Origin of the sequence: Sphingomonas sp. NPDC092440 (assembly GCF_044754985.1) — a bacterium.
In the GTDB taxonomy this organism is placed as follows: domain Bacteria; phylum Pseudomonadota; class Alphaproteobacteria; order Sphingomonadales; family Sphingomonadaceae; genus Sphingomonas.
Genome location: NZ_JBIVQA010000011.1, coordinates 68,615 through 86,461, shown reverse-complemented (window position 1 = coordinate 86,461; position 17,847 = coordinate 68,615). Strand labels below are relative to the sequence as shown.

Sequence of the window (17,847 nt, the reverse complement as noted above, 5' to 3'; positions counted from 1 at the left end):
TATTTAGCGAAGTTGATTGTATCTGGCTAGATACCTTGATAGAGAAGCTCGCGCCGTACCGGGCGCTGGGGGAGAGTAATTCCGGATGCTTGAAGACAAGACAAGGGTGCGCCGGGGCGTGACCGCCATTCCGTTCGCCGTGCCGCGTAACCGCTGGTCGGATGCGGAGGCTGCCGGCATGTCGCCGGAGGGCCTGCTGCTCTACCGCTCGAACCTGTTGGGTTCGGATCTGACCGTCACCAATTTCGGCGGCGGCAACACTTCGGCGAAGATCGAGATGGCCGATCCGCTCACCGGCGCGCCGGCGACGGTGCTGTGGGTGAAGGGCTCGGGCGGTGATATCGGCTCGATGAAGCTCGACGGCTTCGCCACGCTCTATCTCGACAAGCTGCTCGGGCTCGAGTCGCGCTATCGCGGCGTGACGTTCGAGGACGAGATGGTCGCGTACCTGCCGCACTGCACGTTCAACCTGAACGCGCGAGCGGCCTCGATCGATACGCCGCTGCACGGCTATCTGCCCTATGCGCACGTCGATCACGTCCATCCCGACGCGATCATCGCGCTGGCCGCGTCGAGCGCGGGCAAGGCGGCGACCGATGCGATCTGGGGCGGCGCGGTGGGCTGGCTGCCCTGGAAGCGCCCGGGATTCGAGCTCGGCCTGCAGCTCCGCAAGCTCGCGTCCGAACAGCCCGGCCTGCGCGGGGTGATGCTGGAGGGCCATGGCATCATCTGCTGGGGCGACACCGCCAAAGCCTGTTACGACAACACGATCGCGCTGATCGCGGACGCCGCCGCCTATCTCAACGAACGCCTGGCTCAGGGTCCGGCGTTCGGCGGTGAAGTGGCCCCGCCCCTTGCCGCCGATGACCGCGCCGTCATCGCCGCCGCGCTCATGCCCCGGCTGCGCGGCCTGATGCGCGGCGCGCGCGGCAAGATCGGCCATTTCTCCGACGATCCGGAGACGCTGGAGTTCGCCGGCAGCCGCGATTTCGCCCGGCTGGCCGCGATCGGCACCTCGTGCCCCGATCACTTCCTGCGCACCAAGATCGCGCCGCTCACGCTCGATCCCGCGCGGCTCGACGACGAGGCCTATCTGGCGGATGCGCTCGAGGCCTATCGCCAGGGCTATGCCGCCTATTACCAGCGCTGCGCCGAGCCCGGCGATCCGGCGATGCGCGATCCCAATCCGGTGGTGGTGCTGATCCCCGGCATCGGCCGCATCACCTTCGCCGCCGACAAGACCACCGCGCGCCTGGCCGGCGAGTTCTATGGCAATGCGATCAACGTGATGCGCGGCGCCGAGGCGATCGGCGACTATGTCGGCCTGCCCGAGAAGGAAGCGTACGGCATCGAATATTGGGCGCTCGAGGAAGCCAAGCTCCAGCGCATGCCCAAGCCCAAGCCGCTGGTCGGCCGCATCGCGCTGGTGAGCGGCGGTGCCGGGGGCATCGGCGCGGCGACGGTGCGGCGCCTGCTCCAGGACGGCGCCTGTGTGATGCTGGTCGATCGCGACGCGGACGCCGCCGAGCGGGTCCGCGCCGAGATGGCCCAGGCCTTCGGCCAGGACGTAGTGCGCGCCGAGACCTGCGACGTCACCGACGAGGCGCAGGTCGCCGCGGCGTTCGAGGCGTGCACCCGCGAGTTCGGCGGGCTCGACATCCTGGTCGCCAATGCCGGCATCGCCTCTTCCGCCTCGGTGGAAGCGACCAGCGTCGCGCTGTGGCGCCGCAACTATGACGTGCTGACCGAAGGCTATTTCCTCAGCGCCCGCGCCGCCTTTCCGCTGATGCGCGCGGTCGGCGGCGGCGCGATCGTGTTCATCGGCTCGAAGAACGCGCTGGCCGCCGCGGTCAACGCCTCCGCCTATGCCTCGGCCAAGGCGGCGTCGCTGCACCTTGCCCGCTGCCTGGCGCTGGAGGGCGCGCCCCACGGCATCCGCGTCAACACGGTCAATCCGGACGCGGTGATCAAGGGTTCGCGGATCTGGGATGGGGACTGGCGCAAGGAACGCGCGGGCGCGCACGGCATCGATCCCGGATCGGAGCTGGAGGAGCATTACCGCAACCGATCGATGCTCAAGCGCGACGTGCTGCCCGAGGATGTGGCGGAGGCAGTGCATTTCTTCGCCTCCGAAGCCTCTTCCAAATCGACGGGCAACATCGTCAATGTGGATGCCGGGAACGCCCAGGCGTTCCCCCGATAAGAACAAGAGGGCGCAATGGCGAAGGAACTTCCGCTTTCGGTCGACCAGATCGAAAGCCACAATACGGCGCGTGTCGAGGCGCTGCGGGACGAATATGACAGCCTGGGCCGCGCGCTCGGGCGCCGCGGGATCGACATCGATGCAGTGAAGGCGCGCGTGGCCGGCTTCTCGGTCGCGGTGCCGAGCTGGGGTGCCGGCCGCGGCGGCACCCGCTTCGCCAAGTTCCCGATCGCCGGCGAACCCACGACCATCCATGAGAAGCTGGCGGATTGCGCGGTGATCCACCAGCTCTCCACCGTCACGCCGCGCGTCAGCCCGCATTTCCCCTGGGACAAGGTGGGCGACTATGCGGCGCTGCGCGAGGAGGCAGCGGCGCTCGGCCTGGGCTTCGACGCGATCAACTCGAACACCTTCCAGGACCAGCCCGGCCAGAAGCTCAGCTATCGCGACGGCAGCCTCTCGGCCGGCGATGCGGGCGTGCGCGCCCAGGCGGTGGAGCATAATATCGAGTGCATCGAGATCGGCCGCCAGCTCGGTTCGTCCGCGCTGACCGTCTGGGTGGGCGACGGCACCAACTTCCCCGGCCAGCAGGACCTCGCCCGGTCGCTCGACCGCTATCTGGAGGCGGCCGCCCAGGTCTATGCCGCGCTGCCCGGCGACTGGCGCATGCTGCTCGAGCACAAGATGTTCGAGCCGGCCTTCTACTCCACCGTGATCTCGGACTGGGGCTCGTCGATTCTCGCCGCGCAGGAACTGGGCCCCAAGGCCAAGTGCCTGGTCGATCTCGGCCATCACGCGCCGAACGTGAACATCGAACAGATCGTCGCCCGGCTCCACCGCTTCGGCAAGCTGGGCGGTTTCCACTTCAACGACAGCAAATATGGCGACGACGATCTCGACAGCGGATCGATCAACCCGCACCAGCTGTTCCTGGTGTTCAACGAACTGATCGAGGCGGAGCTGAACCCGCGCGACGGGTTCGATCCGGCGTATATGATCGACCAGTCGCATAACGTCACCGATCCCATCGAGAGCATGATCTCGTCGGCCGAGGCGATCACTGGCGCCTTCGCCAAGGCGAGCCTGGTCGATCGCGAGGCGCTTGCCGCCGCGCAGCAGGCCAATGACACGATGCTGGCCTTCCTCACGCTGCGACAGGCCTATCGCACCGATGTGTCGCCGATCCTGGCGATGGCGCGAATGGAGGCCGGCGGGGCGATCGATGCGATCATCGCCTATCGCGACAGCGGCTGGCGGGCGCGCAAGGCGCAGGAGCGGACGGCCGTGGGGCTCGGCGCTGGCATCGTTTGAGCGGAAAAGATTGATTCCGGCGGATTTGCCGGGCAGAAAGGCTTCAAGAATATTGGGGCCTTACCGCAAATGCATGTCGAAGAGCGCGATAGCCTGATCCTCGATCTGATCGGGAAAACCGGCTTCGTGTCGTTCAAGAGCCTGGAGGCGAGCGTTCCGGCCTCGCCCGCCACGCTGCGCCGCGATCTCGACCGGCTGGAGGGCAAGGGCGTGATCCAGCGCGTGCGCGGCGGCGCGCGGCTGGTGGAGGACGAGGCGGGCGAGCGCACCGACGTCCAGTCGCTGGCCGGCGTGCCCTTCCACGAGAATATCGATCGCAACCGCAAGCAGAAGGAAGCGATCGGCCGCGCCGCCGCCGCGCTCTGCCAGCCGGGTGAATCGATCATCATCGACGGCGGCTCGACCACGCTGCAGATGTGCCGCCACCTGGCCGGCCTCAACCTCCAGGTCCTCACCAACTCGCTCCATGTGGTGAGCGCGCTGCTGCCCCAGCCGGGCACCCGCATCGCCGTGCCCGGCGGATCGGTGTTCCGCGAGCAGAACATCATCCTGGGCATCGGCGGCGAGGAATGCATGCCGCGCGTCCATGCCCCGCGCCTGTTCATGGGCGCGGCGTTCGTCGGCGCGCAGGGCGTGATGCAGGCCGATGTCGTGCTCGCCGCCGCCGAGCGCCAGATGATCGACCGCGCCGAATGGGTGGCGCTGCTCGTGGACAGCTCCAAATTCGCCGCGCCTTCGGGCTCGGTGGTCTGCGGGCTCGACGAGCTCGACGTGATCGTGACCGATGCGGCGATCGGCGATGCGCATGCGCGGATGATCGAGCAGGCGGGCGTGAAGCTGATCATCGCCTGAGGCCGGGCACCCGTCCCGCCCCTGCACAAGGGATCAGGGCGTGCGCAGCAGCACCCTGCCGAACCGCTCCGGCACCGGCTTGCCCCGCACCAGCGCGGCGCGGCCGTTGACGAAGACATAATCCATGCCCTGGGCATAGGCGTGCGGCTTCGCATAGGTCGCCATGTCGCGCACCGTCGCCGGATCGAAGACGATCACATCGGCAAAGGCGCCCTCGCGCAGCGCCCCGCGATCGGGGATCGCGAAGACCCGCGCCGGCAGGCCGGTGGCGGCGTGGATCGCCTGAGCCATCGAGATCACCGGCTTGTCGATCACATAGTTGCGCAGCTTGCGCGGAAACGCGCCATAGGCACGGGGATGCTCCGCCGTCTGGCCGAAGGGCGGCAGGCCGCCATCGGTGGAGGTCATCGTCCAGGGCTGCCGCATGAACGCTTCGACGTCCTTGTCGCTCATGTTGAACGACACGGTGGGCGCCCCGCCCTTCTTCAGCATCTCGATCGCGGCATCGAGCGGATCCAGCTTCAGGATCGCGCCAACCTCGTCGAGCCGCTTGCCGTCGAGCGACGGATCGGCCTTGTAGGCGCGGATCTGGATCGCGTGCGGCCCGGCGCGGCGGGCGAGATTGGGGACCATCTCGGCACGGATACGGGCGCGCATCGCCGGATCCTCCAGCCGCTTGGCCAGCACTTCCGCCCCGCCTTCCTGCGCCCAGCCAGGGACGAGCGAGGCCATCAGGCTCGAGCCGGATGCGGTATAGGGATATTGATCGGCCCAGACCTGCACACCCTCGGCACGCGCCTTGTCGATATGCGCGATCACTTCGGCCGACTTGCCCCAGACCTGGGGGCCGAGCACCTTGATATGCGTGACGACGCCGGGGATCCTCGCCTCCCGCGCGACGGTGATCACTTCCTCCACTGCCGCGACCACGCCGATGTCGTAATTGCCCTCGTCGCGGATATGGCTTTCGTAGAAAGCGTGCGGGAAGGCAGCGGCTGCCCTGGCGAGGCCAACGATCTCGGCGGTGTTCGAATATTTGGCCGGGATGTAGAAGGGCCCGTCGGACAGGCCCAGGGCGCCCAGCCGCATCGCCGCGGTGACGAGGCCCTCCATCTTCGCCTGCTCCTCGGGCGTGGCGAGGCGATCGACATTGCCCATCACGGCCGCGCGCACCGCATTGTGCCCGATCATCGGGGCGACGTTCACGCCGGGGATATTGGTCCTTAGGTCGGCGATCTGCGGTGCCAGGTCCGCCGGGCCGCCGCCATCGGGATTGAGGAACAGCGTGGTGATGCCCTGGTGCAGCATCGGCAGCGCGGCGGCGAGTTCGGGCGTCTGGATGTTGGGCGCCGCGTGCGAATGCGGATCGATGAAGCCCGGCGCGACGATCCTGCCGCGCGCATCGACCATGGTCTTCGCGGTCGCCGTGGCGGGAATGGTCCCCACCGCGACGATGCGATCGTCGCGGATCGCGACATCGGCGCGCCGGCCGGGCGCACCGCTGCCGTCGTACACGGTGCCGCCGCGGATCAGCACGTCATACTCCTGGGCGAGCGCGGGGGAGGCCGTGGCGAGGAGTGCGACGGCCGACAGAGTGAATCTCTTCATTTCCCCTCCCCTACATCTTGAACCGGGCGCCGATGCGGAAGGTCCGCCCCAGCAGGTCGTAGATCGACTGGTTGGTCGCCGGCGTCGCATAGGCGCTGCCCGCCGGCCCCGGCGCCACCACGGGGGGATCCTTGTCGAGCAGGTTGGAGACGTTGAAGAACAGCTGCACGTCCCTGCCTCCCATCTTGAAGCCCTGGGTGATCGAGGTGTCGAGGTAGAAGGCGCCCTTGATCCGGTTGTCGTTGATCGTGCGGTGGGTGACCGTGGAGGTCGGGCAGCCGCTGGTGCATTCGACGAAGCTGTTGTCATAGACGCCGTCGCTCACTCCGCGCCCGATCAGCGTGAAGTTGAAGTCGTCCACGTCATAGCTGGCCTGGGCGCGGTAGAGCCATTTCGGGGTGCCGCCGGGGGCGTTCTGGCCCACCGTGTCGGTCGGCGCGTCGATGCCGTTGTCGAAATAATTCTTGATGTAGCGCGTCGCCATGCCGCGCAGCGAGAAGTTGCCGGGGCCGACGCGGGTCCGGTATGAAGCCTCGAGATCGATGCCCTGCGCCTTCTGCACCGCGAAATTGAACGGGCTCTCATACACTTGCAGGCTGTTGCCGAAGGCATTGGGCCCGCGCACCACGGCCGCGCAAAAGGCCTGGATGCCTTCGTTGCAGCGATCGACGATCGTCTGGGCCGCGACCGATCCGATCGCGCCGTTGATCTTGATGTTGTAATAGTCGACCGACATCGCAAAGCCGCGCAGGAAGCTCGGCTGCAGCACCACGCCGACGCCCCATTGATCGGCCCTTTCGGGCTGGAGCAGCGCGTTGCCGCGGGTGGTGCCGGCAAAGGTGACCGAGGCGTTGTTCTGCGAGGAATCGATCAGCACGTTGATGCGGGTCGATCCGGCGGTGAACAGCTCGCCCAGGTTCGGCGCGCGGATGTCGCGCGAGCGGGTGGCGCGGAAGCGGATGTCGGGGATCGGCTGGAAAGTCAGGCCCGCCTTCCAGGTGGTGACATAGCCCGAAGTCGAATAGTCGGTCCCGCGCACCGCGCCGTTGAGGTCGAGCCCCTTGATCACCGGCACCGCGAGTTCGACATAGCCTTCGGTCACGCTGTACTGGCCGAAGCTGGGCAGGAAGTTCCCGACGAACCAGCCGGACTGATATTCGGCCGGCACGAAGCCGCTCACTTTCTCGCGGCGATGCTCGCCGCCGACCGAGACGGAGACCGGGCCGGCCGGCAGCGAAAACGCGTCGAACGCCAGGTTCGCGGCGACCACATCCTGCTCGAATTTTTGCCTGCGATACGGATTGCCGAGGACATAGGCGAGCGCTTCGGGGCTGGCGACGCCGATACCGAGGCGATTCAGCGGCACGCAGCCATTGGTGGGCGCGGTCAGCGTCGAGCGGCACACGATCGTGCCCGCCGGCACGCCGATCGCATTGCCCGCCGGCGCGAACACCGCGTCCTGCGCCAGCGCGAGCCGGGCATTGTTGGTGATGTCGCGCGCCATCTCGCGCGTGCGGCTGACGCCCTTCTGGTAATAGACGTCCCAGCGCGCAGTGCCGGCGAACAGCGGGAAGCTGCCATTGGCGCCGACGACATAGCGCTGCAGCTCGCGCTCGGTATCATTCTTGCGGATCGGCAGGTCGGCATTGCTGGTGCCGAGCGTGAAGCTGGTGATCCCGCCCAGCTGGGCACGCACCGAGGCCGGGATATAGGCATTGTCCGAACGGATCGTGACGTTCGCCTGGTTCAGCTGCACGCCGAGCCAGCCGAGATTCTGCGACTTGGCATAGGCGGCCTGGCCGAACAGGTTCAGCCAGTCGGCCACTTCGAAGCTCACCCGCCCGAACAGGCTCTTGCGGTTCTCCTCCGGATCGAGCGACTGGAAGCCGTTGACCTGGGTCGACTGCCAGTCGCCGCCGATCTGCCAGGGATCGCGATTGGTGCCGAAATTATACTGGCTGGCCGCGCCGCCATAGCCGAACTGGGTGCCGCGCAGCGCGGTGTTGAGGATGATGCCGCCCCGCGTCGCCTGGCTGAGGCCCGCCCCGGACACGACGAGGCGCTCGGGCTGGCCGTTCCCCGCCACATAGGCGGGGTTGTTGATCATGTACCAGCCGCGGTTGTTCCAGTCGCGCGGGACGCCGTGCAGCCCCTCCTTCACCGCGATCTCGCCGTTGAGCAGGACATGGCCGCGCCCGCCGGCGAAGCCGGTGCCGGCGGTCAGCGTCGCGCGGTAGTTGGGCGCATCGCCATACGTGGAGATGCCATATTCGACCGTGCCCTTGAGGCCGGTATATTCCTTGTCGAGGATGAAGTTGACCACGCCCGACACCGCGTCCGAACCATAGGCGGCCGAGGCGCCGCCGGTGACGATCTCGACGCTCTTGATCAGGCCCTGCGGAAAGGTGTTGACGTCGACCAGGCCCCCGACGGTCGACCCCACCGAGCGCTGGCCGTCCAGCAACACAAGGGTGCGCGCGGTGCCGAGCGCGCGCAGGTTGAGCGCGTTGACGCCCGCCGTGCCGGCCGAGATGTTGAGGTTGGAATTGGCCGGCGTCACGCTGCCGACCAGCGACGGGATCTCGTTGACATAGTCGGCGACATTGGCGGGCGCGCTCGCCGCCATGTCCTCCGCGTTGATCACGGTGAGCGGCGTCGGCGCCTGATAGCCGTTGCGCTGGATGCGCGTGCCGGTGACGGTGATCTCCGTCTGCGGCGCCTCGGCTGCCGGCTCGGCATTCTGCGCGTCCTGCGCCTGTGCCGCGCCGGTCCAGAGCAGCGCGATCGCCAGCGCGGACAAAGAGGCGGCCCTCGTCGATCTTGTCATGATTTCTTCCCCTTCCTCGGTGTAGTCGAGCGATGATGCCACTCGTGCGCCGGTTGCTCCGGCTGCACCGCATCGGCTCCTTCCTGCGGTTCCTGTCAGTCGCTTATCGGCAGCTCCCCGGCCTGGGCCGGCGCGGCAGCGGGCGGCCGCCCGCGGCGCCGGTCGGCTCGCCATTCTCGATGGCGACCACGCCGTTGACGATCACCGTGCGCATGCCGGTGGAGAAGCGCGCGGGATGGACGTAATCGGCCCGCGGCGCGAAGCGGCCGGGATCGAACGCGATGACGTCGGCAAAGGCGCCGGGCGCGAGCTTCCCCCGCCCTTCCAGGCCGAACATCGCCGCCGTCACGGCGGTGCTGCGATCGATGAAGGCGCGCAGGTCGATAACCTGCTTCTCCTTCACATAGGTCGCGTATTTGCGGGCGAAGGACGCATAATAGCGCGGATGCCCCTGCGACGCGTCCGAGCTCGTCACCACCCAGGGCTGCCGCATGAAGGCGGCGATGTCCGCCTCGCTCTGGTTGAACGACGCGACGCCCGCCTCGCGCTTCCGCAGGATCGCGATCGCCGCGTCGATCGGGTCGGCGCCGGTGCTCGCGGCGATCTGCGCGAGCGTCTTGCCCTCCGCATCGGCCGGGCCCGAGGTGAGGAGCAGCGACGCGGGGCCGCCGCGCCGGCGCAGATTGTCGGCAATCTCCGGCCGCATCCGCGCCATCGCGGCGGGATCGTCGAAGCGCCGGAGCATCGCCGCCCGGCCGCCGTCCTGCGCCCAGCGCGGCATCAGCGCCGCCGACAGCCCGGTCCCGGAGGCGGACCAGGGATATTGATCGGCATGGACGACCTGCCCCGCCTTACGGGCGGCTTCGATCTGCGCGATGATCGCCCCCGCCTGGCCCTGCACGTCGACGCCCAGCGCCTTGATATGGGCGATGTGCACCGGGATGCCGGCTTCGCGCCCGATCTCGATCGCCTCCGCCACCGCGCCCTTCAGGCCGATCGTATAGGAGGATTCGTCGCGCAGATGGCTGTCATAGATGCCGCCCTTCTCCGCCGCCGCCCTGGCCAGCGCTACCACTTCGTCGCGCCGGGCGAAGCTCTGGGGCGCGTAGAACAGGCCGGTCGAGAGGCCGAGCGCGCCCTGGCACATCGCCGAGGAGACCAGCCCCTGCATCCGGGCCAGCTCGTCCGGGGTCGGCGCGCGATCGTCCGGGCCGATCACCTTCAGCCGGACCGCGCCCAGGCCGACATAGGTGGCGAAGTTGATGCCATAGTCGCGGCTCGACTGGCCCAGCGCGGCCTCGCCTTCGCCGCCCTTCGCCCCGCCATCGCCGCCGAGGGTGCGGGCGACATCGGGATCGCCGCCGCCGTCCACGCCGATAAAGGCAGTCGTCACGCCCTGGGTGAGGAACGGCAGCATCAGCCGCGCGGCGGGATCGCCGGACGCCAGGGCGCCGTTCACATGCGTGTGCGTGTCGATGAAGCCGGGCGCGACGATCAGGCCGGTCGCGTCGATGATCCGCCTGGCGCTGCCCGGCGCCCTGGGTCCGACATAGACGATGCGATCGCCGCGGATCGCCACATCGCCCTTGAACGGCGCGGCATCGCCCGGATAGATGGTGCCGCCGCGCAGGATCAGGTCGTCGGCCGGTTCCGGCGCGTCGCTCCGTGCGATGGCAACCCCGGTAGCGGCGGCCAGCACGATGCCCGCCGCCACGCCAATCTTCAGCCTTCGACCCCGAACCATCCGACGCGACTCCCCTCTTGCTTATTACTTCCGGTTATGGCGCTCCCCAGAAACCGGGCGCCGGCGGCGACAGCACGCCGCCCTCGCCACGCACGCCGCCCGGCCGGTCCTCGGCCAGCCACAGCGGCCCGTCGAGATCGACGAAGCGCGAGCCGGCGGCGATCACCAGCGCGGGCGCGATCGACAGCGAAGTCGAGATCATGCTGCCCGTCATCACGCCGAGCCCCGCCGCCGAAGCGGCCTCCGCCAGCGCGAGCGCGCCGGTGAGGCCGCCCGTCTTGTCCAGCTTGATGTTGATCACCTGATATTTGCCGGCGAGCGCCGCGACATCATCGGCGATATGCGCGGATTCGTCCGCCGCGATCGGAACCAGCGGCGCGAACCCCTCCAGCGCGTCGTCCTCGCCCGCCGGCAGCGGCTGCTCGAGCAGGTCCACGCGCAGCTCGGCAAGCATCGGCTGCAGCCGCTCGATCTCGGCGATCGTCCAGCTCTCGTTCGGGTCGACGATCACGCGCGGCGCCGGCGCCGCCTCGCGCACGCGGCGGATCTGCGCCTCGGGATCGCTGCGATCGACCTTGATCTTGATCAGCGGCACGTCGGCCAGGCGCCGGGCCGCCGCCGCCATTGCCGCGGGCGTGTCCAGGCTGACCGTCATCGCCGTCGCCGTCGGCCCCAGCGGCGCCATGCCGAGCAGCTCGGTCACGCTGCGCCCGGCCAGCTTCGCCTCCAGGTCCCACAGCGCGCAATCGACTGCGTTGCGCGCCGCGCCGGCCGGCATCAGGGCGAGCAGCTCCTCGCGGGAAGCGCCGCCCTCGATCGCGCCGCGCACCGCCGCGATCTCCGCCAGTGCGCCCGCGATCGATTCGCCGTAGCGCGGATAGGGCACGCCCTCTCCCCATCCGACCGCGCCCTCGGCCGCGATCGAAACGGTCACCACATCGGCAACCGTCTTCACGCCCCGCGAGATGCGGAAGGGCGTGGCTAGAGCGAAAGCGTCGCTACGCGCGGCGAGGCTTCGAAACATTGGTCGATCCTGTCGATGATGGAGTCCACGCCCATGGCGAAGGGGTCGGTGCAGGGCAGGCCGAGCGCATCGGCGGTCTCGGCGCAGAGCCGCTCCGCTTCCGCGCGCGACAGCTTGGACGTGTTGAGCGCCACGCCCACCGCCTGGACATCGGGGCTGGTGAGGCGCGCAACGGCCAGATTGGCCTCCAGCGTCTCCCGCAACCCCGGCACCGGATAATGCGGAAGGCCGCGCATATGGGCGCGCATCGGATCATGGCAGAGCACCAGCGCCGCCGCCTGCGCGCCATGCAGCAGGCCGGTGGAGACGCCGGCGAAGGAAGGATGGAACAGCGAGCCCTGGCCCTCGATCAGGTCCCAGCCGTCATCGGTGCGCGCGGGCGAGATATCCTCGATCGCGCCCGAGATGAAATCCGCGATCACCGCATCGAGCGGCACGCCGCTGCCCGCGATCAGGATGCCGGTCTGGCCGGTCGCGCGGAAATCGGCGGCCATGCCGCGTGCACGCATGCCGCGCTCGAGACAGAGCGTCGCGTACATCTTGCCCACCGAGCAATCGGTGCCGACGGTGAGCAGCCGCTTGCCCGCGCGCCGCTTGCCGTTGCCGACGGGAATGCCGGGCCGGGGATCGCGCACGTCATGCAGCTTGCGCCCATGGCGCGCCGCCGCCGCGACGATCGCCGGCTCCTCGCGCAGCCGGTGATGCAGGCCGGACGCCACGTCGAGCCCCGCCTCGATCGCCGCGATGGCATCGCCGACCAGATCGGCGCTCATCCTGCCACCGGCATTGGCGATGCCGAGCACCAGGGTCCTGGCACCTGCGGCGACCGCCTCGGCAAAGCCCATGCGCGGCAGGTCGAGCGTCAATCCGCAATCGTCGTGCCGGAACTCGCCGACGCAATCGTCCGGGCGGAACACGGCCAGCCCGCGCGAGGTCTTGATGCCCACCTCATCGTTCGAATGGCCAAGATACAGGAGATAAGGACTGGCAATCATTGAAAACCCCGATGGATGCCTCGACCCTTATGATTGCCGAAACACGGCTCGGCGCCACGTTCGAAAGCCGCGCTGCCGCATAACCATTCGTTATGGACAGGCGGAGTTGGGACGTATGCCGCGTAAAAATACCGCCGCTTGCAATAAGGAAATTCACTGGTCAGGTATCTGTGCAGTACGGACGACAAGAAGCCGTGTAGAAAAGAACAAAAAGCGGGAGAGGCACGACGAAGAAGGGGACGAACTTCGAACGACGTCGCCTGCGGGCGACGTGGGTGGCGGAAACGGTGATCCCGTACGAGAGCACGGTACGGGCATGGCTCGTGCGCGCGCGCGCCTCGGAGGAGGACATCGATGATATCGTTCAGGAAGCCTATTGCCGCCTCGCCGCGCTCGACACGGTCGACCATATCACGCGGCCGGGCGCCTATTTCTTCTCGATCGTGCGCAACCTGCTGCTCCAGCGGCTCAAGCGCGGCCGGATCGTGTCGATCGACATGATCGCCGAGATCGAGACCTATGCGATCGACGACAGCCCCTCGCCCGAGCGCGAGGCGGCCGGCCGGCTGGACTATGCGCGGCTGCGCGCGATCATGGCCGGCCTGCCCGAGCGCTGCCGGCGCATCGTCGAGATGCGCAAGATCGAAGGCATTTCCCAGAAGGAGATCGCCCGCCGCGTGGGCGTCAGCGAAAGCGTGGTCGAGAACGACGTCCATCAGGGCGTCCAGACGATCCTGCGCGTCTGGCGCGACGAGGATCGCCGGGTGACGGCCTGGCTCAACGGCTTCGAGGCCGGTACGCCGCGCGCGGACGGAGGGCGCCGGTCATGACGCACCAGAGCGCACGCGAGATCCAGGAAGAAGCCGCGCGCTGGGTCGCGCGGATAGACGGGTCCGAATGGAACGACCTCGACGAAGCCGAGCTCGCGCTCTGGCTCGACGCGGATTCACGGCGGCGGGGCGCGCTGCTCCAGGCCCAGGCGGCCTGGGCGACGCTCGACCCGTTGCGGCCGGCCAATGCCGAGGACGCGGAGGCCGAGGCACTGGCCGGCCACTCCCGCACCGGGCGGCGGCGCTTCCTGATCGGCGGCGGCGCGGCGATCGCGGCCTCGCTCGCGGGCGCGGCCTTCCTGCTCGATCGCGGCACCGAATATGGCACGCAGATCGGCGAGATCCGCCGCGTGCCGCTCGCCGACGGCTCGACGATGGTGATCAACACCGCCAGCCTGGCCTCGGTCGATCTGGAGGAGGCGCGCCGCCTCGTCCGGATCCAGCAGGGCGAGCTGTGGTTCCAGGTCGCCAAGGATTCGAAGCGCCCCTTCCTCGTGGAGGCGGGGAAGATCCGCGTGCAAGCGGTGGGAACCGCCTTCGCCGTCCGGCGGCGCCAGGCCGGTGCGGACATCATCGTGACCGAAGGCGTGGTGGAAGCCTGGGCCAATGGCGCCACGGCTCCGCACATCCGCATCGCCGCGGGCGAGCACGCCTTTCTGGCGGACGATGCCGCGATCATCCGCGCGCCCGCGAGCGCGAGCTCGGTCTATCGCGCGCTCGCCTGGCGCGAGGGCAAGATCGACCTTGCCGGCGTCACGCTCGCCGACGCGGCGGCCGAGTTCAACCGCTACAATCGCCGCCAGCTCGTCATCGTCGATCCCGGCATCGCCCGGGAAAGCTTCGACGGCACGCTGCGCACCGATGACCTCGAGGGTTTCGCCATGGCCGTGCAGGAAAGCCTGGGCGTGCCGATCGACCTCAGCGATCCGAACGAAATACGCCTCGGCCGCCCGCGAAAATAAGGAAAATCGCCGCCGGGGACTCTTGCGGGATGACGGGCGCAAAAAAGCCCGCAAGGGAGAGGAAAAACATGGGGATTATGCGGGGGCGTGCTGCCCTGTTGGGGGCTACCGCTTGTATCTTTGTAGTCACGGCACCGACGGCTTCGGCCCAGAAGCGCAGCTTCGACGTATCGGCCCAGGCAGCGGAAACCGGCATCGTCGCGCTGGGCCATCAGGCCGATATCCAGATCATCGCGGCCCGTAAATATACCAGCGGGAAGCGCACCGGCTCGGTGCATGGCGAGATGACGATCGACCAGGCGCTCGGCGCGCTGCTCCAGGGCACGGGGCTGGTCGCGCGCCAGACGGGCGCCAAGACCTATGTCGTGCTGCCGGCCGCCGGCGCGGTCACGCCCACCAGCACCCCGCCCGCCCCCGTCCGGCCCGCCCAGGTCTCCGGCACCAGCGAGGCGCCGGGCGTGATCCAGGACGAAGGCCCGGCGGAAATCATCGTCACCGCGCAGAAGCGCGAGGAATCGATCCGCAACGTGCCGATCGCGGTCTCCGCCTTCTCCGCCCAGGCGCTGGACGACAAGAAGATCGAAGGCGGCTCCGAACTGCTGCGCGCGGTGCCGAACGTCACCTTCTCGAAAAGCAACTTCAGCATGTACAATTTCTCGATCCGCGGGATCGGGACCAAGGCGGTTTCGGCTTCGAGCGACCCGGCCGTCGCGGTGAGCTTCAACAACACGCCGCTGGTGCGCAACCGGCTGTTCGAATCCGAATTCTTCGATCTCGCCCGCGTCGAGGTGCTGCGCGGGCCGCAGGGCACGCTCTATGGCCGCAACGCGACCGCCGGCGTGGTCAATGTGATCCCGGCGATGCCCGACAATGATCCCGCCGCCGAGCTCAAGCTGGAAGGCGGGAACTATGGCACGATGCGGGCGTCGGGCATGGTCAACATGCCGCTCGGCGAAACGCTGGGCATCCGCGTGGCCGGCGCCTGGACCAGCCGGGAAGGCTTCGACTACAACACATTCACCAACCGCCACGTCAACGGCCGCAACCTGTGGTCGACGCGCGCGATCGTCCAGTGGAAGCCGAGCGACGATTTTCGCGCCAGCCTGATCTGGCAGCATTTCAACGAGGACGACGACCGCGCGCGCACCGGCAAGCAGCTGTGCACCCGCGATCCGGGCCCGGCCAAGGTCGGCGCCGTCACCGTGTCCAGCCCGCAATTGCGCGGCAAGCTCAGCCAGGGATGCCTGCCGGGCTCGATCTACGACGATGCCGCCTATGGCGTGCCCAATGCGTACAGCCTCGTCTATCTCGAGGTGCCGGCCATGATCAGCTATGGCCAGCAGCGCAATCCCGCGCGCCCCGACGGGCGCGGCGGCCCCATCGTCAACGCGCTGCTGCCCATCGATCCCTATGGCGGCGTGACTCAGTCGCGCAACCTGCGCGAGATCTCGACAAGCTATGATCCGGTCTTCCGCGCAAGGAATGACGTGATCCAGCTCAACCTGGAGTTCCAGCCGTCGGACGGGCTGCAGCTGATATCGCAGACCGCCTATTCCCGCGACCGGTTCTACTCGTCCCAGGACTATAACCGGTTCGTCAGCAACCCGATATTCAGCGATTCCTCCCAGGTGCTCCTCGATACGCTGGGGAGGTCGATCGACACGTCCAACCTGCCCACGCCCGGCGGCATCTATTGCGACCCCCAGCTGGGCTGCTCGAACCGGATGATCTCGGCCGACATCAGCAAGTCGCGCAACAGCCAATGGTCGCAGGAATTCCGCCTGCAATCGAGCTTCAGCGGACCGCTGAACTTCAATGTCGGCGTCAATTACCTGAATTTCCAATCCAAGGACGATTATTACGTCTTCAACAACATGTTCACCTTCATCGCCGACTGGTGGTACAGCATCGGCGGCACCCCGCGCGCCCGCACGCTGCTCCCCTGCGGGCTGGGCTATGAAGGACGGGAATGCCCCTATGTCGATCGCAATCCGATCGGCAGCCTGAACAACCAGGGCCACAATTATTTCCTCAGCCAGAACGGCGTGCGGATCAAAAGCTGGGCGGGCTTTGGCGAACTATATTGGAAGTTCGCCCCCAGCCTGAAGCTGACGATGGGCCTGCGATATACGCGGGACGAGAAGATCTCGACCCAGATTCCCAGCCAGCTGCTGCTGGGCGGCGGCATCGACAATCCGTTCGGACCGGCGCTGATCGGAGACATCACCGGCGGGCGCGTGAACAGCGGCTATCCGGCGCTGCCCGATATCCACCAGAAATGGGGCGAGTTCACTGGCCGAGCCGTGCTCGACTGGAAGCCGGACCTCAGCTTCACCGACGATACGCTGGTCTATCTGTCGGCATCGCGCGGCTACAAGGGCGGCGGCACCAATCCGCCCCGCGTCGATTTCAACCCGGCGATCGTGCAGTACCAGTTCCTGCCGCAGACCTTCAAGCCGGAGTTCGTCAACGCCTTCGAGATCGGCACGAAGAACAGCTTCGACAATCGCCGGCTGACCTTCAATGCCACCGGCTTCTTCTACGACTACAAGAACTACCAGATCTCGCAGATCGTCGATCGCATCGCCTATAACGAGAATTTCGGCGCCACGAGCATGGGCCTGGAATTCGAAGCGGCCTGGCGCCCGTCGCGCGCCTTTCGCGTCGACGGCAATTTCGGCCTGCTCAAGACGCGGCTGAAGCGGGGTTCGGAATCGATCGACGTGATGAACCGGACGCAAGGCAATCCGGACTGGATGGTGCTGCGCCCGTGGATTCAGGTTCCGTCGAACTGCATCGCGCCCACGGTCTTCGTGGAACGGGCCCTGACGCTCGGCAACACCGGCGCCCTCGCCTCGCTCTGCCCGGGCGCGACCCGGGTCGGCACCTATAATCCGGCGGTCGCCAGCAAGTTTCCCTATTACAGCGTGCTGGGGTTCACCTATGACGCATTCGCGCCGTACAATCCCAACACGGTCGGCCTGAATATCAATCAGGGCGGCAGCGGCGCGCCCAATGGCGGGCGCGGCTTCGCGGCCGATCTGACCGGCAACGAGCTCCCGAATTCACCGCGTTGGACCGCGAATATCGGAGCACAATATACTTTCTTCCTGGGCGGCGGCGATTGGGAACTCACGTTCCGCGGCGACTATTATCGCCAGGCAAAAAGCTATGCCCGCATTTACAACACCGAATATGATCGGCTTCGCGCCTGGGATAACGTCAATATTGCCGTGACACTTACCCGACCAGAGTCGGATTTGACCTTCCAACTCTACGTGAAGAACTTGCTCAATAAATCCCCGATCACCGATTTCTTTACAAACTCGGACGACACCGGCTTGACGACAAATGTCTTCACGCTGGACCCGCGTCTCATTGGGTTCAACATCAGCAAAAGATTCTGATTTTTAAATAAAAAGTAACATTGATTCATGTTGATTCATAAGAATACATAATGTATGTATGATTCGCGCAATAATAAATGCGCA

At 67.3% G+C, this 17,847-nt stretch carries 11 protein-coding genes; 6 read left to right on the top strand and 5 right to left on the bottom strand.

The features are described 5' to 3' along the window. Nucleotides 1–85 precede the first annotated feature (85 nt). The 3 genes from ACIQCS_RS17960 to ACIQCS_RS17950 all read left to right on the top strand — a co-directional run bounded on the left by ACIQCS_RS17960 (nt 86) and on the right by ACIQCS_RS17950 (nt 4,366). Complete coding sequence (locus tag ACIQCS_RS17960; RefSeq protein ID WP_401531429.1) at nt 86–2,203, top strand: bifunctional rhamnulose-1-phosphate aldolase/short-chain dehydrogenase; 2,118 nt, start codon at nt 86–88, stop codon at nt 2,201–2,203. A 15-nt stretch (nt 2,204–2,218) separates the two neighbouring features. Then, nucleotides 2,219–3,514 carry an L-rhamnose catabolism isomerase gene (gene rhaI, locus ACIQCS_RS17955; RefSeq protein ID WP_345847321.1) on the top strand — a complete coding sequence of 432 codons (1,296 nt, stop codon included), beginning with the start codon at nt 2,219–2,221 and terminating at the stop codon, nt 3,512–3,514. 69 nt (nt 3,515–3,583) lie between these two features. After that, entirely contained in the window at nt 3,584–4,366 is a 783-nt protein-coding gene (locus ACIQCS_RS17950) for a DeoR/GlpR family DNA-binding transcription regulator (protein ID WP_345847323.1), read from the top strand. Nucleotides 4,367–4,399: 33 nt separating this feature from the next. On the opposite strand, the gene ACIQCS_RS17945 is transcribed toward ACIQCS_RS17950, so the two are convergent. The 5 genes from ACIQCS_RS17945 to dgcN form a co-directional block, all read right to left on the bottom strand. Further along, complete coding sequence (locus ACIQCS_RS17945; protein WP_345847325.1) at nt 4,400–5,974, bottom strand: amidohydrolase family protein; 1,575 nt, start codon at nt 5,972–5,974, stop codon at nt 4,400–4,402. A 10-nt stretch (nt 5,975–5,984) separates the two neighbouring features. Beyond that, complete coding sequence (locus tag ACIQCS_RS17940) at nt 5,985–8,801, bottom strand: TonB-dependent receptor domain-containing protein (RefSeq protein WP_345847326.1); 2,817 nt, start codon at nt 8,799–8,801, stop codon at nt 5,985–5,987. A gap of 103 nt (nt 8,802–8,904) precedes the next feature. After that, the gene (locus ACIQCS_RS17935) at nt 8,905–10,545 is read right to left on the bottom strand and encodes an amidohydrolase family protein (protein WP_345847328.1); all 1,641 of its coding nucleotides are present in this window, start codon (nt 10,543–10,545) and stop codon (nt 8,905–8,907) included. Between the two features lie 34 nt (nt 10,546–10,579). Continuing rightward, nucleotides 10,580–11,569: an N-acetyl-D-Glu racemase DgcA gene (gene dgcA / locus ACIQCS_RS17930; protein ID WP_345847329.1), complete on the bottom strand. Its 990-nt coding sequence runs from the start codon at nt 11,567–11,569 to the stop codon at nt 10,580–10,582. Next, a complete protein-coding gene (gene dgcN, locus ACIQCS_RS17925; RefSeq protein ID WP_345847330.1) occupies nt 11,527–12,564 on the bottom strand; it encodes an N-acetyltransferase DgcN in 1,038 nt (345 codons plus the stop codon). The genes dgcA and dgcN overlap by 43 nt, the downstream gene beginning before the upstream one ends. A 275-nt stretch (nt 12,565–12,839) precedes the next feature. On the opposite strand from dgcN, the gene ACIQCS_RS17920 reads away from it, so the two are divergent. The 3 genes from ACIQCS_RS17920 (at nt 12,840) to ACIQCS_RS17910 (ending at nt 17,763) form a co-directional block, all read left to right on the top strand. Continuing rightward, nucleotides 12,840–13,394 (top strand): RNA polymerase sigma factor, encoded by a 555-nt coding sequence (locus tag ACIQCS_RS17920; RefSeq protein ID WP_280281586.1) that lies wholly within the window; start codon nt 12,840–12,842, stop codon nt 13,392–13,394. Next, a complete protein-coding gene (locus ACIQCS_RS17915) occupies nt 13,391–14,356 on the top strand; it encodes a FecR domain-containing protein (RefSeq protein WP_345847331.1) in 966 nt (321 codons plus the stop codon). Before ACIQCS_RS17920 ends, ACIQCS_RS17915 begins: the two co-directional genes overlap by 4 nt. Nucleotides 14,357–14,454: 98 nt before the next feature. Beyond that, a complete protein-coding gene (locus tag ACIQCS_RS17910) occupies nt 14,455–17,763 on the top strand; it encodes a TonB-dependent receptor domain-containing protein (protein WP_345847333.1) in 3,309 nt (1,102 codons plus the stop codon). Nucleotides 17,764–17,847 lie beyond the last annotated feature (84 nt).

Coding starts and splice junctions, on each gene's coding strand:
- ACIQCS_RS17960 (WP_401531429.1), top strand. CDS start 86: ATGCTTGAAGACAAGACAAGGGTGCGCCGGGGCGTGACCGCCATTCCG.
- rhaI (WP_345847321.1), top strand. CDS start 2,219: ATGGCGAAGGAACTTCCGCTTTCGGTCGACCAGATCGAAAGCCACAAT.
- ACIQCS_RS17950 (WP_345847323.1), top strand. CDS start 3,584: ATGCATGTCGAAGAGCGCGATAGCCTGATCCTCGATCTGATCGGGAAA.
- ACIQCS_RS17945 (WP_345847325.1), bottom strand. CDS start 5,974: ATGAAGAGATTCACTCTGTCGGCCGTCGCACTCCTCGCCACGGCCTCC.
- ACIQCS_RS17940 (WP_345847326.1), bottom strand. CDS start 8,801: ATGACAAGATCGACGAGGGCCGCCTCTTTGTCCGCGCTGGCGATCGCG.
- ACIQCS_RS17935 (WP_345847328.1), bottom strand. CDS start 10,545: ATGGTTCGGGGTCGAAGGCTGAAGATTGGCGTGGCGGCGGGCATCGTG.
- dgcA (WP_345847329.1), bottom strand. CDS start 11,569: ATGTTTCGAAGCCTCGCCGCGCGTAGCGACGCTTTCGCTCTAGCCACG.
- dgcN (WP_345847330.1), bottom strand. CDS start 12,564: ATGATTGCCAGTCCTTATCTCCTGTATCTTGGCCATTCGAACGATGAG.
- ACIQCS_RS17915 (WP_345847331.1), top strand. CDS start 13,391: ATGACGCACCAGAGCGCACGCGAGATCCAGGAAGAAGCCGCGCGCTGG.